This is a genomic window from Fontimonas thermophila, assembly GCF_900113085.1.
Classification (GTDB): domain Bacteria; phylum Pseudomonadota; class Gammaproteobacteria; order Nevskiales; family Nevskiaceae; genus Solimonas; species Solimonas thermophila.
The window spans coordinates 14,484-32,157 of sequence record NZ_FOOC01000005.1 but is presented as its reverse complement, the minus strand read 5'-3'; the positions used below and the strand labels follow the sequence as shown (position 1 = coordinate 32,157).

16 protein-coding genes and 2 tRNA genes are annotated in these 17,674 nt (G+C 64.8%); 9 read left to right on the top strand and 9 right to left on the bottom strand.

The annotated features are described in order from the left end of the window. Positions 1–14: 14 nt before the first annotated feature. The 8 genes from BMZ48_RS06365 to BMZ48_RS06330 form a co-directional block, all read right to left on the bottom strand. Complete coding sequence (locus BMZ48_RS06365) at positions 15–1,166, bottom strand: D-alanyl-D-alanine carboxypeptidase family protein (protein ID WP_091533077.1); 1,152 nt, start codon at positions 1,164–1,166, stop codon at positions 15–17. Between the two features lie 82 nt (positions 1,167–1,248). Next, a complete protein-coding gene (locus tag BMZ48_RS06360; RefSeq protein WP_091533075.1) occupies positions 1,249–2,073 on the bottom strand; it encodes a septal ring lytic transglycosylase RlpA family protein in 825 nt (274 codons plus the stop codon). After that, positions 2,073–3,101, bottom strand: a complete 1,029-nt coding sequence (locus BMZ48_RS06355) for a lytic murein transglycosylase (RefSeq protein WP_091533073.1) — start codon at positions 3,099–3,101, stop codon at positions 2,073–2,075. The genes BMZ48_RS06360 and BMZ48_RS06355 overlap by 1 nt, the downstream gene beginning before the upstream one ends. Then, entirely contained in the window at positions 3,101–4,237 is a 1,137-nt protein-coding gene (rodA, locus tag BMZ48_RS06350) for a rod shape-determining protein RodA (RefSeq protein WP_234981548.1), read from the bottom strand. Before rodA ends, BMZ48_RS06355 begins: the two co-directional genes overlap by 1 nt. After that, a complete protein-coding gene (gene mrdA, locus BMZ48_RS06345) occupies positions 4,234–6,174 on the bottom strand; it encodes a penicillin-binding protein 2 (RefSeq protein ID WP_091533069.1) in 1,941 nt (646 codons plus the stop codon). Before mrdA ends, rodA begins: the two co-directional genes overlap by 4 nt. A 30-nt stretch (positions 6,175–6,204) precedes the next feature. Next, positions 6,205–6,690, bottom strand: coding sequence for a rod shape-determining protein MreD (gene mreD / locus BMZ48_RS06340; RefSeq protein ID WP_091533067.1), 486 nt, complete (start codon positions 6,688–6,690; stop codon positions 6,205–6,207). Then, the gene (gene mreC / locus BMZ48_RS06335; RefSeq protein ID WP_091533065.1) at positions 6,687–7,595 is read right to left on the bottom strand and encodes a rod shape-determining protein MreC; all 909 of its coding nucleotides are present in this window, start codon (positions 7,593–7,595) and stop codon (positions 6,687–6,689) included. Before mreC ends, mreD begins: the two co-directional genes overlap by 4 nt. Positions 7,596–7,708: 113 nt before the next feature. Then, positions 7,709–8,746 (bottom strand): rod shape-determining protein, encoded by a 1,038-nt coding sequence (locus BMZ48_RS06330; protein ID WP_091533063.1) that lies wholly within the window; start codon positions 8,744–8,746, stop codon positions 7,709–7,711. A 209-nt stretch (positions 8,747–8,955) separates the two neighbouring features. Here BMZ48_RS06330 and gatC point away from each other — a divergent pair, with 209 nt between their 5' ends. From gatC to BMZ48_RS06305, 5 genes are all read left to right on the top strand, one after another. Beyond that, positions 8,956–9,243 (top strand): Asp-tRNA(Asn)/Glu-tRNA(Gln) amidotransferase subunit GatC, encoded by a 288-nt coding sequence (gene gatC, locus BMZ48_RS06325; RefSeq protein WP_091533062.1) that lies wholly within the window; start codon positions 8,956–8,958, stop codon positions 9,241–9,243. A gap of 67 nt (positions 9,244–9,310) precedes the next feature. Next, complete coding sequence (gatA, locus tag BMZ48_RS06320) at positions 9,311–10,768, top strand: Asp-tRNA(Asn)/Glu-tRNA(Gln) amidotransferase subunit GatA (protein WP_091533060.1); 1,458 nt, start codon at positions 9,311–9,313, stop codon at positions 10,766–10,768. Between the two features lie 12 nt (positions 10,769–10,780). Then, entirely contained in the window at positions 10,781–12,232 is a 1,452-nt protein-coding gene (gene gatB / locus BMZ48_RS06315) for an Asp-tRNA(Asn)/Glu-tRNA(Gln) amidotransferase subunit GatB (RefSeq protein WP_091533058.1), read from the top strand. A 51-nt stretch (positions 12,233–12,283) separates the two neighbouring features. Continuing rightward, positions 12,284–13,150 carry an Hsp33 family molecular chaperone HslO gene (gene hslO, locus BMZ48_RS06310; protein ID WP_159431100.1) on the top strand — a complete coding sequence of 289 codons (867 nt, stop codon included), beginning with the start codon at positions 12,284–12,286 and terminating at the stop codon, positions 13,148–13,150. Positions 13,151–13,152: 2 nt separating this feature from the next. Continuing rightward, entirely contained in the window at positions 13,153–13,617 is a 465-nt protein-coding gene (locus tag BMZ48_RS06305; protein WP_091533054.1) for an SET domain-containing protein-lysine N-methyltransferase, read from the top strand. A gap of 7 nt (positions 13,618–13,624) precedes the next feature. On the opposite strand, the gene BMZ48_RS06300 is transcribed toward BMZ48_RS06305, so the two are convergent. Beyond that, the gene (locus tag BMZ48_RS06300; protein ID WP_091533052.1) at positions 13,625–14,266 is read right to left on the bottom strand and encodes a cyclic nucleotide-binding domain-containing protein; all 642 of its coding nucleotides are present in this window, start codon (positions 14,264–14,266) and stop codon (positions 13,625–13,627) included. A 339-nt stretch (positions 14,267–14,605) separates the two neighbouring features. Between BMZ48_RS06300 and BMZ48_RS06295 the strand changes: the two genes are divergently transcribed. From BMZ48_RS06295 to BMZ48_RS06280, 4 genes are all read left to right on the top strand, one after another. After that, positions 14,606–15,421, top strand: coding sequence for an HAD family hydrolase (locus BMZ48_RS06295; protein WP_091533050.1), 816 nt, complete (start codon positions 14,606–14,608; stop codon positions 15,419–15,421). 82 nt (positions 15,422–15,503) lie between these two features. Further along, a tRNA-His gene (locus BMZ48_RS06290) sits at positions 15,504–15,580 on the top strand. A 28-nt stretch (positions 15,581–15,608) separates the two neighbouring features. Continuing rightward, a tRNA-Lys gene (locus tag BMZ48_RS06285) sits at positions 15,609–15,683 on the top strand. 71 nt (positions 15,684–15,754) lie between these two features. Next, complete coding sequence (locus BMZ48_RS06280) at positions 15,755–17,674, top strand: SurA N-terminal domain-containing protein (protein WP_091533048.1); 1,920 nt, start codon at positions 15,755–15,757, stop codon at positions 17,672–17,674.

Below are 17,674 nucleotides of genomic sequence, written 5' to 3'. Positions count from 1 at the left end.
GATATGCGGGGCGGTTACCAACCGAACCAGAGGCGGATCGTATCGATCAGCCAGCGCAGGAAGCCGCCCTTGGGCACGTCGGTCAAGGCCACCACGGGCACGGTTTTGAGGGTTTTGCCGTCGAGGGTGAACGTGGCTGAGCCTACGACCTGACCCTGGGTGATCGGTGCGATCAGCGGTTGGTTCACCTGTGTGTTGATCTGCACGCGTTCCGAGCTGCCGCGCACGAGCGAGATGCTCACCGGTTTGAGGGTGCCGACGGCGACGCTGCGTGCGGCGCCTTTGTAAACCTCCACGGTCTGCGCAGGTTTGTCCGGTCCGAGCAGGCTTGCGGTTTCGAACACGCGAAAACCGTAGTTGAGCAGTTCCAGCGTGGCCTGCTCGCGGTAGGCCCAGCTCGGTGCACCCATGACGGCAGCGATCAGACGGCGGCCATCGCGCTGGGCCGAGCTGAGCAGGCAGTAACCGGCCTCCGAGGTATGACCGGTTTTGATGCCATCGATGCTCGGATCGCGGTTGAGCAGGAGGTTGCGGTTGATCTGGCGGATTTTGTTCCAGGTGAATTCGCGCTCGGCGAACAGCGGATACCACTCCGGGAAGTCATGGATGAGCGCGCGCGCGAGGATCGCGAGGTCGCGCGCCGTCGTGTAGTGCTCCGGGTGTGGCAAGCCCGAGGCGTCGGTGAAATGGGAGTTGTGCATGCCCAGGCGTTTGGCATAGTCGTTCATCAGCCCGGCGAACGCCGATTCACTGCCCGCGATATGCTCGGCGATCGCAATCGATGCGTCATTGCCGGACTGCACGATGATGCCGCGCAGCAGGTCCTCGAGCCGGACCTGCGAGCCGACTTCGAGAAACATGCGTGATTCGGATGAATCGATCCCCTGGCGCCAGGCGCGCTCGCTGATCAGGACTTTGTCGTCGGGCGACAGCCGCTTCTGGCGGATTTCGTCGAAGACGATGTAGCTGGTCAGCACCTTGGTGATGCTGGCTGGCGCGACGCGCTCGTCGGCGTTTTTCTCGGCCAGCACCTGCTCACTGGCGTAGTCGTAGAGGATGTAACTGCGTGCGTTGATCTCGGGCGGGCTCGGTACCTGGGCCGTAGCCGGTTGTCCGAGCCAGTACAGCGAGAAAAGGCAAAGCAGAAGGCGGATCGGATGCTTCATGTCGAAGAGAGGGGGAACAACTGGCGGGCGTGCGATTGTATCCAAACGCGCCGATGGGCTCGGCGGTGTTTTACTTCCACAATCACGGGCGTATCCACGAGGGGGTGTATCCCAGATCGGACAGACGGCTTCGCAAGGATTGGGCCGTGCCGATGTCGGTGTAGGGGCCGAGTACGACGCGGTGCAGCGTGCCGCGCTCGCTCTCTTCGATCAGAATCTGCGCACCCGGATGACCTTGGTCGGTCAAGGTTTCCCGCAGGACCACGGCGCTGATCGGATCCTCGAAGACACCGACCTGCAGCCAGTGTTCGGATGGCGGTGTCGACGCGAGTGGATCGAGTGCGACGATCTCCACCGGCGCGCTGCCGGCATCGAGCATGTCGAGTTTGGCGGCAGCCGCGTAGGACAGATCGATGACGCGGCCAGGGTGAAAGGGGCCCCGGTCATTGACGCGCACGATGACGCTTCTGCCGTTGTCCAGGCGGGTTACGCGCACGTAGCTCGGCAGCGGCAGTGACTTGTGCGCGGCCGTCATCTGATACATGTCATAGATCTCGCCGCTGGCGGTGCGATAGCCATGGAATTTCTTGCCGTACCACGAGGCCATGCCACGCTCGCGGAAATCCTTGCTGGAATCGAGGACGCGATAGGTCTTGCCGAACACCTCGTACACCGGTGCATTGCCACTGCGGGCGCGCGGTTCGACGCGGGGGACGGCGTCGGGAATCGCATTCAGGTCTGGCGGCACCTCGTCCGGATGCGGCGCTGCATCCTCGGACAGCGCATAACGGCCGTCGCGGTCCACCGGAATGACTTGGGGGCTCGGCCGGTGGGGTGGGGCCGTGCTGCAGGCGGCGATGCCGGCTGCGAGCCCGAGCAGGATGAGGGTGTGCGTGCCGCTACGCATCACCCGGGCGGCTCCTCGGCCTGCCGGGCCACGAGCAGGGCTTCGTCGATGCGCCGGGCGAGCTGGGCCACGGCCATGGCGTAATACACGCGCGGGTTGTAGGTCATCACCGAATAGAAATTGGCCAGGGCAACCCAGTATTCGCGGCCGTCGTTGTCGAGTTCCAGTTCGATGATGCCGACCGCAGTGTCGGGCGGAAGTGCCACCTCGGTAGCGAGCCCCAGCGCCGGCAGGTCCGCAGCCCGATGGGTCACCCGACGACCATTGACCGGTGTGCCTGGGGCGAGGTGTGCGCCGGTGAGGCGGGCTGCGACGATGACCGGCTCGCCGCGGCGCCAGGCACGGGATGGGTCGTATTCGGTCAGATAGCGGGCGATCGAGCCGATCGCATCGGGCAGGCGCCACAGGTCGCGGCGGCCATCGCCGTCGAAATCCACCGCCAAGCGTCGGTAATTGCTCGGCATGAATTGCGCCGCCCCCATCGCGCCGGCATAGGAACCCTGCGGTGCGGTCGGTGCGATGTCCAGCTCACGGCAGAACGCGAAATACTCGGCGAGTTCGCTGAAGAAGTAACGATGGCGCGAGGGATGTTCGAAGCCTTGGGTCGATAGCGCATCGAGCACGCGCACCGAGCCAGTGATCCGGCCATAGCGCGTTTCGATACCGAGCACGCCGGCGATCATCGCGGGCGGGACGCCATATTCCTCTTCGGCGCGTGCAAACCATGCGGCGTGCTCATGCAAGACCGCGATGCCTTGTTCGATACGGGTCGCATCGATCCGGCGCGCATACTGGGTCCAGGTCTCGGTCTTTTCCGGCGCTTTTTGTTCCTGCTCGACCAGCTGTGGCAGGCGTTGCGCATTGGCGAGTGCGGAGCGGACCTGCTCGAGTTCTGCAGCGCTGAATCCGTATTCGGAGGCAAGGCGATCGAGCAGCTCGGGGACGCGCGGGTGGCCGCTATAGTCGGCAAAGGCGGGGCCGGCGGTCGCAAGCAGCAGGGCGAGGCAGCGGATCGTCGGGAACGCCATCACTGGGCGAGCAGTTTGCGGTGGGTGTGGATCGACATCAGCATACCGAAGCAGGCGAGCAGGGACACCGCCGAGGTGCCGCCGTAACTGACCAGCGGCAGCGGCACGCCCACCACCGGTAGCAGGCCGATCACCATGCCGATGTTGATGAAGACATAGACGAAGAAGGTCAGCGCCAGCGCACCGCCCAGCAGGCGCTGGAACGTGTCCTGGGCGCGCAGCGCGATCCACAGACAGCGGCCGACGATGGCGAGATAGAGCGCAAGCAGCAGGATGACGCCGAGAAACCCCAGCTCCTCGGCAAGGACGGCGAAAATGAAGTCGGTATGCGCCTCCGGCAGAAAGTCGAGCTTGGCCTGGGTGCCGTTGAGCCAGCCCTTGCCGAACAGACCTCCGGAGCCGATCGCGATCTTGGATTGGGTGATGTGGTAGCCGGTGCCGAGCGGGTCGCTTTCCGGATTCAACAGGGTCAGGATTCGCTGGCGCTGGTAGTCGTGCAGGCGTTCCCACAGCAACGGGGCCGCCGCTGCGACCGCCCCCAGTGCGCCGAGGATCCAGCGCCACTGCAATCCTGCGAAGAACAGCGCAAATCCGCCTGCAGCGATGATCAGGAGCGCCGTGCCCAGATCCGGCTGATCCATGATCAGACCGGCAGGAATGCCGATCAATAACAGGGTGGTACCGATCGTCGGCAAGTTCGGCGGCAGGCGCCGGCCGTGCAGAAAGGCGGCGATCGTCACCGGCATGGCCAGCTTCATCAGCTCCGAGGGTTGGAAGCGAATGAAGCCGAGGTCGAGCCAGCGCTGTGCACCTTTGGCGTGGTCGCCGAGCAGCAGGACCAGAGCCAGCAGCAATGTCGCAACGGCATAAGCCCAAGGCGCGGCGGCGCGGTAGACGTCGGGCGGCGCTTGGGCGATGGCAACCATCGCGATGAGCCCCAGCATCACGCGCTGGATCTGGCTCCACATCGCCGGAAGCGAGTGCCCGGACGCTGAATACTGCACGAATACGCCGAGCGTTGCGACCATCAGCAGCATGACCAGCAGCGGCCAGTCGATGTGCCAGGCGGCAAGCCAGTCGCCCAGGCTCGGTTCGGGTTTGCGCGGCCGCGCAGCGTGGAGCATCTGGGCAATCATTCTTCGACCTCTTCGGGCGCGGTGGGCGCACTTGGTGTGGTGGTCTGCGTCGCCGCTGGACTGTAGCGCACCTCGCCGAGCAGATACTGATCCATGACCTGCCGTGCGATCGGCGATGCGGCGGCTCCACCGTGGCCGGCATGCTCGGCGATCACGGCCACGGCGATGCGCGGATCATCGGCTGGTGCAAAGGCGATGAACAGTGCGTGGTCGCGCAGGTGCACGGGAGTTTCCTCCAGCGTGGGCGCCACCTTCTCATCCTGCCGCAAAGCGGCGACCTGCGCCGTGCCGGTTTTCGCGGCGATACGGTAGGGTGCGTCGCGGCCGATACGGTAAGCCGTCCCGGCGGGAGAATGTGCTACGTCTTCCATGGCCGCGATGACCTTCGCCCAATTGGTATTGTCCTTCAGCTCGATCCGCTCCAGCGGCTCGGGCGGCACTGTCTCGCGTGTCTTGGTGATCGGGTCTTCGATAGCCATGAGCACATGAGGCTTGAAGCCGGCACCGCGCATTGCGATGCGCGCGGTCATCTGCGCGAGCTGCACCGGGGTCACGGTGGTATAGCCCTGGCCGATGCCGACATTGAGTGTTTCGCCCGGGTACCAGTTTTCGCGTCGCACGCGCCGTTTCCATTCGCGCGATGGATAGAGTCCGCTCTTTTCCAGCGGCAGATCGAGTCCCGTCGGATGTCCGAGGCCGAAGCCAGTCATCGCCGCATGCATGCGGTCGATGCCCAGACTCAGGGCCAGCTGGTAGAAGTACACGTCGCAGGAGCGCATGACGCCTGCTGCCATGTCGACCCAGCCATGCCCGGTGCGCTTCCAGCAGCGGTATTTGCGACTCGATCCCGGCAGGGTGATTTCGCCACGGCAGAACTCACGATGCTCCGGCTCGGTGACGCCGAACTCGAGGCCGGCGAGCGCCATCGCCGGTTTGACCGTGGAGCCCGGTGGATAGGTTCCCTGCAGCGCCCGGTTGTAGAGTGGCCGGCGGGGATCTTCGAGCAAAGCCTTATAGCGGACGGCGTCTATGCCTTCGACGAAGGCGTGCGGATCGAACCCCGGCTTGCTGACCAGGGCGATGACCTCGCCGTTGCGCGGATCGATCGCGACGACGGCGCCATTCAAATCGCCGAGGGCTTGTTCGGCGACGAGCTGCACCCGGGCGTCGATCGATAGATACAGGTTGCGGCCGGGATAGCCGCGCCGGTACTCGAGCTCGGCGAGCGGGCGGCCAAAGGCATTGGCCTCGATGATCTTGGCGCCGGGTTTGCCGCGCAGCAGGTCTTCGTAGCTTTTCTCGACACCGACCTTGCCGATCTGGTTGATGCCCTGATAGGCGCGCTCGTCAACCCGCTGGAGTTCCTGTTCGGTGATACCGCCGACATAGCCGACCACGTGTGCGGCGCTGGCCCCGAGTGGATAGTTGCGCGACAGTCCTGCAGTGACCTCGACGCCGCGAAATTCATGACGGCGGATTTCGTAGCGTGCGACTTCCTCCATCGACAGATTCGTGCGCAGCGGCACACCACGGTAACGGGGTGTTTTGCGGACACGTTCGCGGAAACGCTGGATATCGGCCTCACTGATGGTCACGACCTGGGACAGCTCGCGCAGCAGCTGGTCCATGTCCTCGACCTGTTCCGGTGTGATCTCCAGGACGAAGGCGGGCTGGTTCTGGGCCAGCACGGTGCCATGACGGTCATAGATCAGGCCACGCACCGGCGCGACCGGGACCACGCGCATGCGGTTGTCGTCGGCGCGGGTCGAGAAATACGCGTGCTGGAGGATTTGCAGGTCGACCAGCCGGACGATCAGCGCAACCACGCCGGCGAGCATGAACAGTACCGCGATCAGGCTGCGGCGCAAGAAGGTCTCGCGTTCGGCCTGAACGTTCTTGAGGGTTTCCCGGCGGCGGCGCGCACCCAAGATCGTCATGGTTGGCGGCGGCCGATCATGTTCACGGCCTCATTCATCGTCATCGGGCTGGCGCAGGGTTTCCATGACGCTGAACAACAGCGGCCAGAACAAGGTCGTTGACAGCACCGGCAGCCAGCGCAGCCAGGCATCGGCGCGGTGCTGTGTCGCTCCGTCGATCCAGAACATCAGGAAACTGAACAGAACCCACGCCGGAATCAGCGCGAGGGTGGCTTGCCACAGCGGGAACAGAATGAAGATACTGCGCATGCGTTCGACGAGATACACCAGCAGCACCAGCCCCAGCGAATGCTGGCCGAGCGGGGTGCCGAACAGCACGTCGAGCAGCAGTCCGGTGACGAAGGCCGGGAACAGCGTCGAGATGCGCGGCTCGCGCAGGGCCCAGTAGGCGAGGATCAACGGCACCCACAGCGGCCGTGCCGCGGCGAGCAGTTCCGGAAGCCGGATCAGTTGCAGCAGCAAGGCGAGCAGCAGGCTCGCCACGAAACCCAGGACCAGGGTGCGCGTCGGGGTCATGGCGCCGGGTCCGTGGTTGCAGCGGGCGCCTGCAGCGCGTCGTCGTGTTCATCGGAACGATGGAAGTGCTCGCTCCACACCAGCAGGGCCTGACGCCCCTGGTTGAGGCGCGCCGCCGGCGAGGCATAGGCTTCCATGAAGTGTTCTCCGGCGACGTGCTTGACCTCGTACACCGTGCCGACCGGATAGCCGGCCGGGAAACGGCCACCGAGCGCCGAGGAGACCAGAAGGTCGCCGACTTTGATGTCGGCATTGCTGGCGAGAAAGGGCAGGCGCAGGCCGCGTTCGTCGCCGCTGCCGATGGCGATGGTCTGCATGCCGGTGCGGTTCACCTCTACCGGGATGCCGTGATCGGGGTCCGTGATCAGCAACGCCTTCGACTGCCTGGGACCGACTTCCACGATTTGTCCGAGCACCCCATGGGCGTCGACCAGCGCCTGACCGCGGTAGACGCCGTCGCGCGCCCCTTTGTTGAGCGTGATCTGGTTGCGGTAGGGGTCCTGACTGACGGCGATGATTTCGGCGATCAGGACCTGGTCGTCGATGCGCGCGGCAGAAGCCAGCAGCTCGCGGATGCGGCGGTTTTCCGCTTCGAGTGCGGCCATGCGCTGCAGCCGGACTTCCAGCAGCAACTGTTTCTCCTTGAGCGCGCGGTTCTCGCGCTCGAGGGCTTCGCGGGAATCCAGGTTTTCCGCGGCCGCGGCCAGATGGTGCGGCAGCGCCGCCGCCCAGACCAGCGGCGCGAGCAGGAAGGACAGCGTCGAGCGGACTGGCTGCAGGGCATCGCTGCGCGAGTCGTTGAAGATCAGCGCGAGGGACAATCCGGCCAGCAGCAGCGTGCGCAGCCCCAGGCTCGGCCCACGCGGGAACAGGGGTCGGCGATGGGTCTCGGGCAGCGTGTTCAAAGTCGCGCGCGAAGCAGCAAGGCAGTCCGAAGGCGGATACTACGGAAAGCATAGGGTCCGCAGCGCGGACGGGCAATGCGTCCACTGCGGCCGACGCCTGGGTCGGATCTTTTTCAGTCCAGGCTGTAGAAATCCGACTGGCGGTCGAGCATGTCGAGCACCATGCCGCCGCCGCGGGCGACGCAGGTCAGCGGATCGTCGGCGATGATCACCGGCAGGCCGGTTTCCTCGGAGATCAGCTTGTCCAGGTCGCGCAGCAGCGCGCCGCCGCCGGTCAGCACGATGCCGCGCTCGGCCACGTCGGAGCCCAGTTCCGGCGGCGTGCGTTCGAGGGCTTGCTTCACGGCCTTGACGATGCCGGAGAGCGGCTCCTGCAACGCGTCGAGGATCTCGTTGGAGTTCATCGTGAAATTGCGCGGCACGCCAGCGGCGAGGTGACGGCCGACGACGTCGATCTCCTGCACCTCGTGGCCCGGGAACGCGGTGCCGATCTGGATCTTGATGCGCTCGGCGGTGGCTTCGCCGATCAGCATGTTGTACTGGCGGCGCACGTAGGAAACGATGGCTTCGTCGAACTTGTCGCCGCCGATGCGCACGCTCTCGGCATAGACGATGCCGTTGAGCGAGATCACCGCCACTTCGGAGGTGCCGCCGCCGATGTCCACCACCATCGAGCCGCGCGCCTCGCCGATCGGGATGCCGGCGCCCAGCGCCGCGGCGATCGGCTCCTCGATGACCCAGACCTTGCGCGCGCCGGCGTTTTCGACCGACTCGCGGATCGCGCGGCGCTCGACCTGCGTCGAGCCATATGGCACGCAGACGACGACGCGCGTCATCGGGCGCATCATCCGGCCTTTCTGCACCTTGCGGATGAAATGCTGCAGCATTTTTTCCGTGACGGTGTAGTCGGCGATCACGCCGTCGCGCAGCGGGCGTACGGTGGTGATGTTGGTCGGTGTGCGGCCGAGCATCTGTTTGGCCTCGATGCCGACGGCTTCGACTTTCTTTGCGCCGCGCGCGTCCATGCGGATCGCGACCACGGACGGTTCGTTGAGGACGATGCCTTCATCGCGCACATAGACCAGGGTGTTGGCCGTGCCCAGATCGATGGACAGGTCATTGACAAACAAACGGCGGACGGCGTCGAACATCGCGAGGGCCTGATGCGTTGATTTTCCGGAGTGGACGAGGATACGAACGTGCCCGGCTCAATCGGCGGGCTGCACAATCCAGTAGAATGGCGAGGCCGCGCATCTTAAACCATTTTTCCGCGGCCACGTGCCCCTTCCGCGCCGGGCCGTGGCCGGGAAAAGGCCCGTCCAGCGCGGTTTCGACCCGCTTCCACGACCCGGATCCGGCCATGAGCTTTTCGATCGAACACATCCAGCAGGTGGCGCATCTGGCACGCCTTGCGCTCGGCCCCGAGCAGGCCGCGCATTACGCCCGCCAGCTCTCCGACATTCTCGAGATGGTCGGCCAGCTCGCCCGCGCCGATACCCAGGGCGTGGAGCCGATGGCGCATCCGCTGGAGATGCATCAGCGGCTGCGCCCGGACGTGGTCACCGAAACCGACCGACGCGAGGTGTTCCAGGCTCTCGCGCCCGCGGTCGAGAACGGGTTGTACATCGTGCCCAAGGTGATCGAATGAGGCCGGGACCGGTATCTGGCAGGCAGGACTGGTTCCACCCGGTTTTCGTTATCGACTGCGTGTCCACATGCACTCACTGACCCTCAAAGAAATGGCCGCCGGCCTGCGCGCACGCAAGTTCTCCGCGCGCGAGTTGACCCAGCACTATCTCCGGCGCATCGAGACATTCGATGGCCAGATCAACAGTTTCATTACGGTGACCGCCGGGCAGGCGCTGGCACAGGCCGCGGCCGCCGATGAAAAGCTGGCCCGCGCCGAGGGCGGCCCGCTCACCGGTATCCCGCTCGCGCAGAAGGACATCTTCTGTACGCAGGGCGTCAAGACCAGCTGCGGTTCGCGGATGCTCGACAATTTCATCGCGCCCTACGACGCGACGATCGTGAGAAAGCTGCACCACGAGGCCGGCATGGTCATGCTCGGCAAATGCAACATGGACGAGTTCGCGATGGGCTCGTCGAACGAAACCTCGTGGTATGGACCGGTGAAAAACCCGTGGGATCTCACACGCGTGCCCGGCGGCTCTTCTGGCGGTTCGGTGGCGGCGGTCGCGGCCGGGCTTGCGCCGGTGGCGACCGCGAGCGACACGGGTGGTTCCATCCGTCAGCCGGCGGCGTTGACCAATCTCACCGGCATCAAGCCCACGTATGGCCGCGTATCCCGCTACGGCATGATCGCGTTTGCGTCCAGCCTCGATCAGGCCGGCGTCGTTGCGCGCTCGGCCGAGGATGCCGCCTACGTGCTGCAGGCGATGTCCGGATTCGACCCGCTCGATTCGACCAGCGTCGACCGTCCCGTCGATGATCTCGTCGCTGGCCTTAACCGGCCGATCCGCGGGCTGCGCATCGGCCTGCCGAAGGAATATTTCGCCGCAGGGCTTGCGCCGGAAGTGCGCGCGCGCGTGATGGCAGCCGTGGGGGTTTTCGAGCAGCTCGGAGCAGTGATCTCGGAGATCTCATTGCCGAACGCGCCGTTGTCGGTGCCGACGTATTACGTCGTCGCGCCAGCAGAGGCCAGTTCCAACCTCGCGCGTTACGACGGTGTGCGCTACGGTTACCGGGCGCAGGGCGTGAAAACGCTGGAGGAGCTCTACAAGCGCTCGCGCGGCGAGGGTTTCGGCCCCGAGGTGCAGCGCCGCATCATGATCGGCACGTACGTGCTGAGCCACGGTTACTACGATGCCTACTATCTCAAGGCCCAGAAGGTGCGCAAGCTGATCTGCGAGGATTTCCGGCGCGCCTTCGAGCAGGTCGATCTGGTGCTCGGGCCGACCACGACCGATGTCGCGTTCAAGCTCGGCGCCAAGACCGATGATCCGGTGGCGATGTATCTCAACGACATTTACACCATCGCGGCCAATCTCGCCGGGATTCCGGCGATGTCGCTGCCCTGCGGATTCGTCGACGGACTGCCGGTCGGTTTGCAGCTGATGGGCAATTACTTCGACGAGGCGCGCCTGCTCAATGCGGCGCATCAATACCAGCAGGCGACCGATTTCCACAAACAGATGCCCCAGGCATTCCGGTGAGGGCGCACACCCATGGCATACGATGCTTCCGCATGGGAGGCCGTGATCGGCCTCGAGGTTCACTGCCAGTTGCTGACCCGCTCGAAGATCTTTTCCGGCGCACCGACGCAGTACGGCGCGGCTCCGAACACGCAGGCCGACGCGGTCACACTGGGGTTGCCGGGCGTGCTGCCGGTGCTCAACGCAAGTGCGCTGGAGATGGCGGTGAAGTTCGGGCTCGCGATCCAGGCCCAGATCGCCGAGCGCTGCGTGTTCGCGCGCAAGCACTATTTCTATCCGGACCTGCCCAAGGGCTATCAGATCTCGCAGTACGAGCAGCCGATCGTCGCCAAGGGTCATTTGGACATCGAACTCGCCGACGGTTCGGTCAAGCGTATCGGCATCACGCGCGCGCATCTGGAAGAGGATGCAGGCAAGTCGCTGCACGAGGGTTTCGCCGGAGCAACCGGGATCGACCTCAACCGCGCCGGGACGCCGCTGATCGAAATCGTCTCGGAACCGGATCTGCGCTCGCCGGCCGAGGCGGTGGCCTATCTGAAAAAACTGCACCAGCTCGTCGTCTATCTCGGCATCTGCGACGGCAACATGCAGGAGGGCTCGTTCCGTTGCGATGCCAACGTCTCCGTGCGCCGCCGGGGCGACACCCGCTTCGGCACGCGTACCGAGACCAAGAACGTCAACTCGTTCCGCTTCGTCGAGAAGGCCATCGAATACGAAATCCAGCGCCAGATCGACATCCTTGAATCCGGTGGGCGAGTCGTGCAGGAGACCCGCCTGTTCAATCCAGATACCGGAGAGACGCGGGCCATGCGCAGCAAGGAAGAGGCGATGGACTATCGCTACTTCCCCGACCCGGATCTGTTGCCGGTGGTCGTCGGTCCGGCCGAGATCGACCGCATCCGCGCGACGATGCCGGAACTGCCGGAGGCCAAGAAGCAGCGGTTCATGACCCAGTACGGGCTTTCGAAGTACGATGCCACCGTGCTCACCAGCGAGGCCGCGCTCGCGGACTACTACGAGGACGTCGTCCGGATTTCCGGTGCGGATGCCAAGCTGTGCGCCAACTGGGTCATCACCGACTTGCTCGGTGCGCTCAACAAGCGCGGCGAGGACATCACGGCCTCGCCGGTGACGGCGGCGATGCTCGCCGGTCTGATCGCGCGCATCGCCGACCAGACCATCTCCGGAAAACTCGCCAAGGACGTGTTCGAAGCGATGCTCGCCGGCGAGGGCACGGCCGACGAGATCATCAAGGCCAAGGGGCTGGTGCAGATCACCGACGAGGGCGCGATCCGCAAGGCCATCGAGGATGTGATCGCCCAAAATCCGCGGCAGCTCGCCGATTACCGCGCCGGCAAGGACAAGCTGTTCGGCTTTTTCGTCGGTCAGGTGATGAAAGCAACCCAGGGCAAGGCCAATCCGGAGCTCGTCAACCGGCTGCTCAAGGACAGGCTGGCCTCATAAGCCATGCGCAAACCGCCGGGTGCATTTGCGCACTCACAGCCCGTTGCTTCGATGAACACGCTCAATGAGTTTTTGCTGCCCGATCTTGGCGTGCGTGGTGCGATCGTCGAGTTCGATCAGGGGATCGAGGCCATCCTCGGTTCAAGGCCGTACCCGCCCGATGTACGCCGGTTGCTCGGTCAGGCCATCGGCGCGATGCCCTTGCTGGCTGCCAACACCCGGTTCGAGGGACGCATGAGCCTGCAGTTTCAGGGGCAGGGGGCGCTGAGGATGCTGGTTGCCCAGATCGATGAGCATCTGCAGGTGCGGGGTATGGCCAAGTGCAGCGAGACGGCGAGCGGGGATTTCACCGCGCTCATGCGCGGCGGTTTGCTCGGTCTGCTGCTCGAGCCTCGGCACGGCGAACACAACTACCAGGCCATGGTTTCGATCGAAGGTGATTCGCTCGCCGCGGCGCTGGAGCATTATTACGCAACGTCCGAGCAGATCCCGACGCGGATGCGTCTTGCCTGTGGCGAGGGGCAGATCCGCGGTGTCGTCCTGCAGCGTCTGCCGCTCGGTGAGAAAAACAGCAGCGAGACGCACTGGGCGCATGTGTGCGCATTGTTGGCGACGCTCGGCGAACCCGAGCTGGCTCAGACCGACGCGCCGACCCTGTTGCGGCGGCTGTTCCATGCCGAGACCCTGCGTCTGTTCGAGCCGCGCCCGGTTGCACTGGCGTGTCGCTGCAGCCGCCAGGGCATCGCCGCCATGCTACTGTCACTGGGCGAGACCGAGATCGACACACATCTCGCCGAGCATGGCCGGTTTGAGGTGACCTGCGAGTTCTGCGGTCGCAGCTACCGCTTTACGGCGGCAGAGGTCGCGGGGTTGCGGACCGACGGGCGCTGGCAGCCCGGCAGTACGACGAGACATTGATCATGATTCTTCCGCGGTATCGGATCGCACCTTCGCGCATTCCCGGCGCCGGATGTGGTCTGTTCGTCGAGGACGCCGTGGCGCGCGGCTGCGTCATCATCGCTCCCGACAACGTCCACACGGTCTGGCCGGAGCAGCGCCTGCGCCAGTATCCAGCGGACTCGATCGAAGTGGCCTCCAGCGTGCGCTGGTTCGAAAACTGGTTCTCCATCACCCCCGAGTGGAGCGACGAGTGCTATGTCAATCACTCGTTTTCGCCAACGGCGCTCTGGCATCTCGGATTCGTTTTTGCGCTCACCGATCTCGCTCCCGGTACCGAGGTGACGGTGGACTACCGCTACCTCATCGGTGATGGCGAGCGGATGCCCTTTCGTGATGCTGAGACCGGAGATGAGATCGTCGGCCTGCCGTGGCGCCGTGCGCTCGCCCAGAGCGCTGCGCTGCTCGCGGCGATCGTCGGTCCTTGAGCCCGGCTCAGGCCGCTCGTCTGGCCAGCGCCTCGGGTCCACCAAAAATCAGGATGCCGCGCCCGTAATCCTCGACCAGGCCGTCGTGGCGCAGTTTTTTGAGCGCACGCCCGGCCATTTCGCGCGAGCAACCGATGTGACGTGCCAATTCCGTGCGGCTGATGCGCACGATCACGCCGCTGGGATGTGGCAGTGCATCCGGCTTGCGGCCGAGGTCGAGCAGTGTTTGCGCCAGACGGCCAGTGACGTCGAGAAACGTGAGCTGGGCGAGCCGCTGATTCACGCACTGCAGACGCTGTCCCAGCTGTCCGGCCAGCTCGATGAGAAAATCGGGATGGCTGTCGATGAAGCTGTGCAGGGCGCGCCTGCCCATTTCGGCGAGCAGCGTCGGCCCGCGCGTGCGGACGATCATGTTGGGGTGGCGCGCGTCGGCAAACAGGCAGGATTCCCCGAAGAATTCGCCGGGGCCGAGATAGGTCAGGACCATCTCCCGGCCGTCGCCGTCGGCGAGCGTGACGCTGACCGAGCCCTCGAGCATGAGGTACAGCGCATCCGGCTGGTCACCGGCGTGGAGCAGCGTATGCTTCGGTGCCAGGCTGCGCTTGTGGGCCGTGGCGACGAATGAACGGATCGCAGGCTTGTCGAGCATCGCAGTTCCCCCTGTGAGATCACTGCGCAAGCCTGCGCCGCCTGCCTGCCGCGGCACAATTCTCCGATCGGCCAGGGGCGACTAGCCAGTTGGCTAGGTGTGAGTCTCGACAGGGTGTCCCGGGTGGCCGGTGGCTGGCCGCCGGGCTCGAATCAAGCCGGTGAGCGATGCGCCCGGCGCTGGATTTTCCTCCGGCGTGCTCGCCCCCTGGGCGTCGTTGAGGCATTCTTGTGGCCGTTGATCCGCTATTCCCTTGAGGAAGCGGGCCGGCGTGAAAACCTCCCCGTTCCTCAGTCTTTGGTGGACAACCGACTGGGAAATGATGGCCAGGCTTGTACCGTGAGCATCCTGCAAGTGCCGCGAGCCTCCCCGCGGATCGTCCTGTTCGACTGGCACGCGACGCTGGTCGACACGATGGATGCGATGTACTACGCGCTCGACGAAGTGCTGCCCCGGCTGGTCAGGCTGGGTCTGCTCGACCGCCTGGTGCCACCCGGGCAGTCGAAGACGCTGGAAGACGCCAAGCTCGTCAAGTATGTGCGCGAGCACGCGCACCTGCACCCCAAAATCAAGGCCGAACGCAAGATCTCGCGAACCGACATCTTCGAAGTGCTGTTCGGGCCCGACGAAGAGGCCAAGACGATCGCCCACCGCGAGTTCGACCGCTGCTATGCGAAGCACTTCGGTGCCGTCAGACCCTTGGAAGCCAACGCGCGCAGCCGCCTCCTGGCGATCCGGGCCATGGGCGTGCGCATGGGGGTTTTGTCCAATCGCAGCCGTTCGTTCATGGCGCACGAGATTTACACGATCGATGACACCGGTTGGCATGAGCTGTTTGACACCATCGTCTGTGGCGACGACGTGGCCCGCCGCAAGCCGCACCCCGATCTCATCCTCAAGGCACTCGCCAACCTGGGCGATAAGCCCTCCGAGAATTGCTGGTATGTTGGCGACAGCACGACCGACGTCGCCGCGGCACGGGCGGCCGGGGTCACGGCCGTGTTCTATAACGGCGCGGGTTGGGACCGGCAGTGGATCGACCGGATCTTCCCCGGGACCGCGCGCTGGCCGCACGTGCCCGACGCCGTCGTGGCCAACCTCGACGAGCTGATCGCCCTGATGCAGCGCTTCCGGGGGCAGCGGACACCGGCGTGAGCCGCTGCACTCTGTTGACGCGGAAACGGTTCTGCTATCATGCGCGGCCCTGAGCGTTCCCCGCCGGGGAAGGCTCCCGATGGTGGACGTAGCTCAGTTGGTTAGAGTCCCAGATTGTGATTCTGGTTGTCGGGGGTTCGAGTCCCCTCGTCCACCCCATAGTTCCACGAGCAGTACACCGTGGAGCGGGCTGCTAGCTCAATGGTAGAGCAGCTGACTCTTAATCAGTAGGTTCGGGGTTCGAGTCCCTGGCAGCCCACCAAACACAGTGACTCAACAGGCCCGGCATGACCGGGCCTTGTCGTTCGTGAGATGGCCTAGAGGACGTACCGCATGCTTCAGCAGATTCGCGACCGCACGACGGGTTTGATCGCCGGCTTCATCGTCGCGATCGTGGTCATCCCGTTCGCATTCTTCGGTATCGAGACGTTCACGGGCGGCGGTGGCGATCCCGTCGTGGCCAAGGTCGGCGACCAGAAGATCTACGAGTCCCAGTTTCGCCGCCAGTACGAGCAGCGCTACCAGCAGCTCGTGCAGTTGATGGGTGAGCACTTCCGTGCCGATCTGCTCGACCAGAACCGCCTGCGTAACGCGGTGCTGCGCGACATGACGCAGGAGGTGGTCTTGCGCCAATACACCGAGGATGTCGGATATCGCGCCGACGACGGCACACTGTTCGAGGCGATCCGCACGGAGCCGGCGTTCCAGCGCGACGGCAGGTTCGACACCCAGGCCTATCGCGACGCCCTCACCCGTGTCGGATACACCCCGGACCGTTACGAGGCGCAGCTGCGCGACACCATCGAAATGAACCAGATGCGCGAGGCCGTCGTCGATACGGCGTTCGTGACCGACGTCGAGGTGCGCCAGGCGGCGCAGCTGTACGACCAGCAACGCACGCTGCAGTACGCGATCTTCGATGTGGCCCGCTATCGCGACCGCGTGACGGTCGCCGATGCGGACGTGCAAGCCCACTACGAGCAGAACAAGGCCCGGTACATGGCACCCGAGCGTGTGAAGCTCGCCTATGTCGAGCTGGCGCTGGATGCGTTGCCGCCCGGGCCGCCGCCGTCGCAGGATGTCCTCAAGGTGCTCTATGAAGCGGAGAAGGCCGGTCGGTTCACTTCGCAGACCGAACGCCGTGCGCGACACATCCTGATCGGTTTCGGTGCCGACAAGGACGCCGCGCGCAAGAAAGCCGAGGCGCTCAAGGCGCAGATCGACGGCGGGGCCGATTTCGCCGAGCTGGCCAAGGCCCACTCCGAAGACGTCGGCTCGAAGAATCAGGGCGGCGATCTCGGCTGGGTGCGTCGCGGGCAGATGGTCAAGACCTTCGAAGATGCCTTGTTTTCGCTCGACAAAGGGCAGGTGAGTGCGCCGGTGGAGACCGAGTTCGGCTGGCATTTGATCCGTGTCGACGAGATCAAGCCGCCGGTGGTGCGTCCCTTCGAGGATCCCGCCGTGCAACGCGAACTCACCGAACTATTCCAGACCCGTGAGCGTCAGCAGCGCTTTCAGGAGCTGTCCGATCGGCTCGAGCAGCTCGCGTTCGAGAATGCTGGCGCTCTCGAACCCGTGGCCGAAGCGCTGCAGCTTGAAGTCAAGACCACCGACTGGTTCGTGCGCGGCGGTGGCACCGGCATTGCCGCCAACGAGGACGTGATCGCCGCAGCGTTCTCACCCGAAGTGCTGCAGGATGGCGAGAACAGCAAGCCGATTTCGTTGGGCAATAACCACATCGTCGTTATCCGCAAGGCGGACTATGAAGCCCCACGGCAGAAAACCCTGGAAGAAGTGGCCGATGCCGTGCGCGCCGAGCTGATCGACGAGGCGGCACGCCGCAAGGTTGCCGAGGAAGCGCAGGAAACGCTCAATGCCGTGCGTGCAGGCACCGAGTTCCAGCAGATCGTCAGCGCCAAGAATGGGGAGTTGCGTAATCCCGGTGCAATTCGCCGCGACGACACCAAGGTGGAGCGTGCGGTTGTCGATGCCGTGTTCAAACTACCCAGGCCGGCACAAGGTGCGGCCAGCTACGGTGAGGCCGTCTTGCCGGATGGTAGTCGCGCCGTACTCATGCTGACTGCCGTGACCCCGCCCGCCGATCCTGGCGCAACGGCTGGTGTGCTACGCCAGCGCCTGCGCGATGCCATCGCCGGGGCCGAGTTCAGCGCTTATCTCAAGCGCGTCGAGAACAGCGTCGGCGTCGAGATCCTCAGGCCGCCGGTTGCCGAGGCTCCCAGTCCGGAAGGTTGA

Bases quoted from the DNA above. Each gene is read 5' to 3' on its own strand.
- gatB (WP_091533058.1), top strand. From the start codon at position 10,781: ATGGCATACGATGCTTCCGCATGGGAGGCCGTGATCGGCCTCGAGGTT.
- mreD (WP_091533067.1), bottom strand. From the start codon at position 6,690: ATGACCCCGACGCGCACCCTGGTCCTGGGTTTCGTGGCGAGCCTGCTG.
- BMZ48_RS06280 (WP_091533048.1), top strand. From the start codon at position 15,755: ATGCTTCAGCAGATTCGCGACCGCACGACGGGTTTGATCGCCGGCTTC.
- gatC (WP_091533062.1), top strand. From the start codon at position 8,956: ATGAGCTTTTCGATCGAACACATCCAGCAGGTGGCGCATCTGGCACGC.
- BMZ48_RS06355 (WP_091533073.1), bottom strand. From the start codon at position 3,101: ATGGCGTTCCCGACGATCCGCTGCCTCGCCCTGCTGCTTGCGACCGCC.
- hslO (WP_159431100.1), top strand. From the start codon at position 12,284: ATGAACACGCTCAATGAGTTTTTGCTGCCCGATCTTGGCGTGCGTGGT.
- BMZ48_RS06330 (WP_091533063.1), bottom strand. From the start codon at position 8,746: ATGTTCGACGCCGTCCGCCGTTTGTTTGTCAATGACCTGTCCATCGAT.
- gatA (WP_091533060.1), top strand. From the start codon at position 9,311: ATGCACTCACTGACCCTCAAAGAAATGGCCGCCGGCCTGCGCGCACGC.
- mrdA (WP_091533069.1), bottom strand. From the start codon at position 6,174: ATGACGATCTTGGGTGCGCGCCGCCGCCGGGAAACCCTCAAGAACGTT.
- BMZ48_RS06300 (WP_091533052.1), bottom strand. From the start codon at position 14,266: ATGCTCGACAAGCCTGCGATCCGTTCATTCGTCGCCACGGCCCACAAG.
- BMZ48_RS06360 (WP_091533075.1), bottom strand. From the start codon at position 2,073: ATGCGTAGCGGCACGCACACCCTCATCCTGCTCGGGCTCGCAGCCGGC.
- rodA (WP_234981548.1), bottom strand. From the start codon at position 4,237: ATGATTGCCCAGATGCTCCACGCTGCGCGGCCGCGCAAACCCGAACCG.
- BMZ48_RS06365 (WP_091533077.1), bottom strand. From the start codon at position 1,166: ATGAAGCATCCGATCCGCCTTCTGCTTTGCCTTTTCTCGCTGTACTGG.
- BMZ48_RS06305 (WP_091533054.1), top strand. From the start codon at position 13,153: ATGATTCTTCCGCGGTATCGGATCGCACCTTCGCGCATTCCCGGCGCC.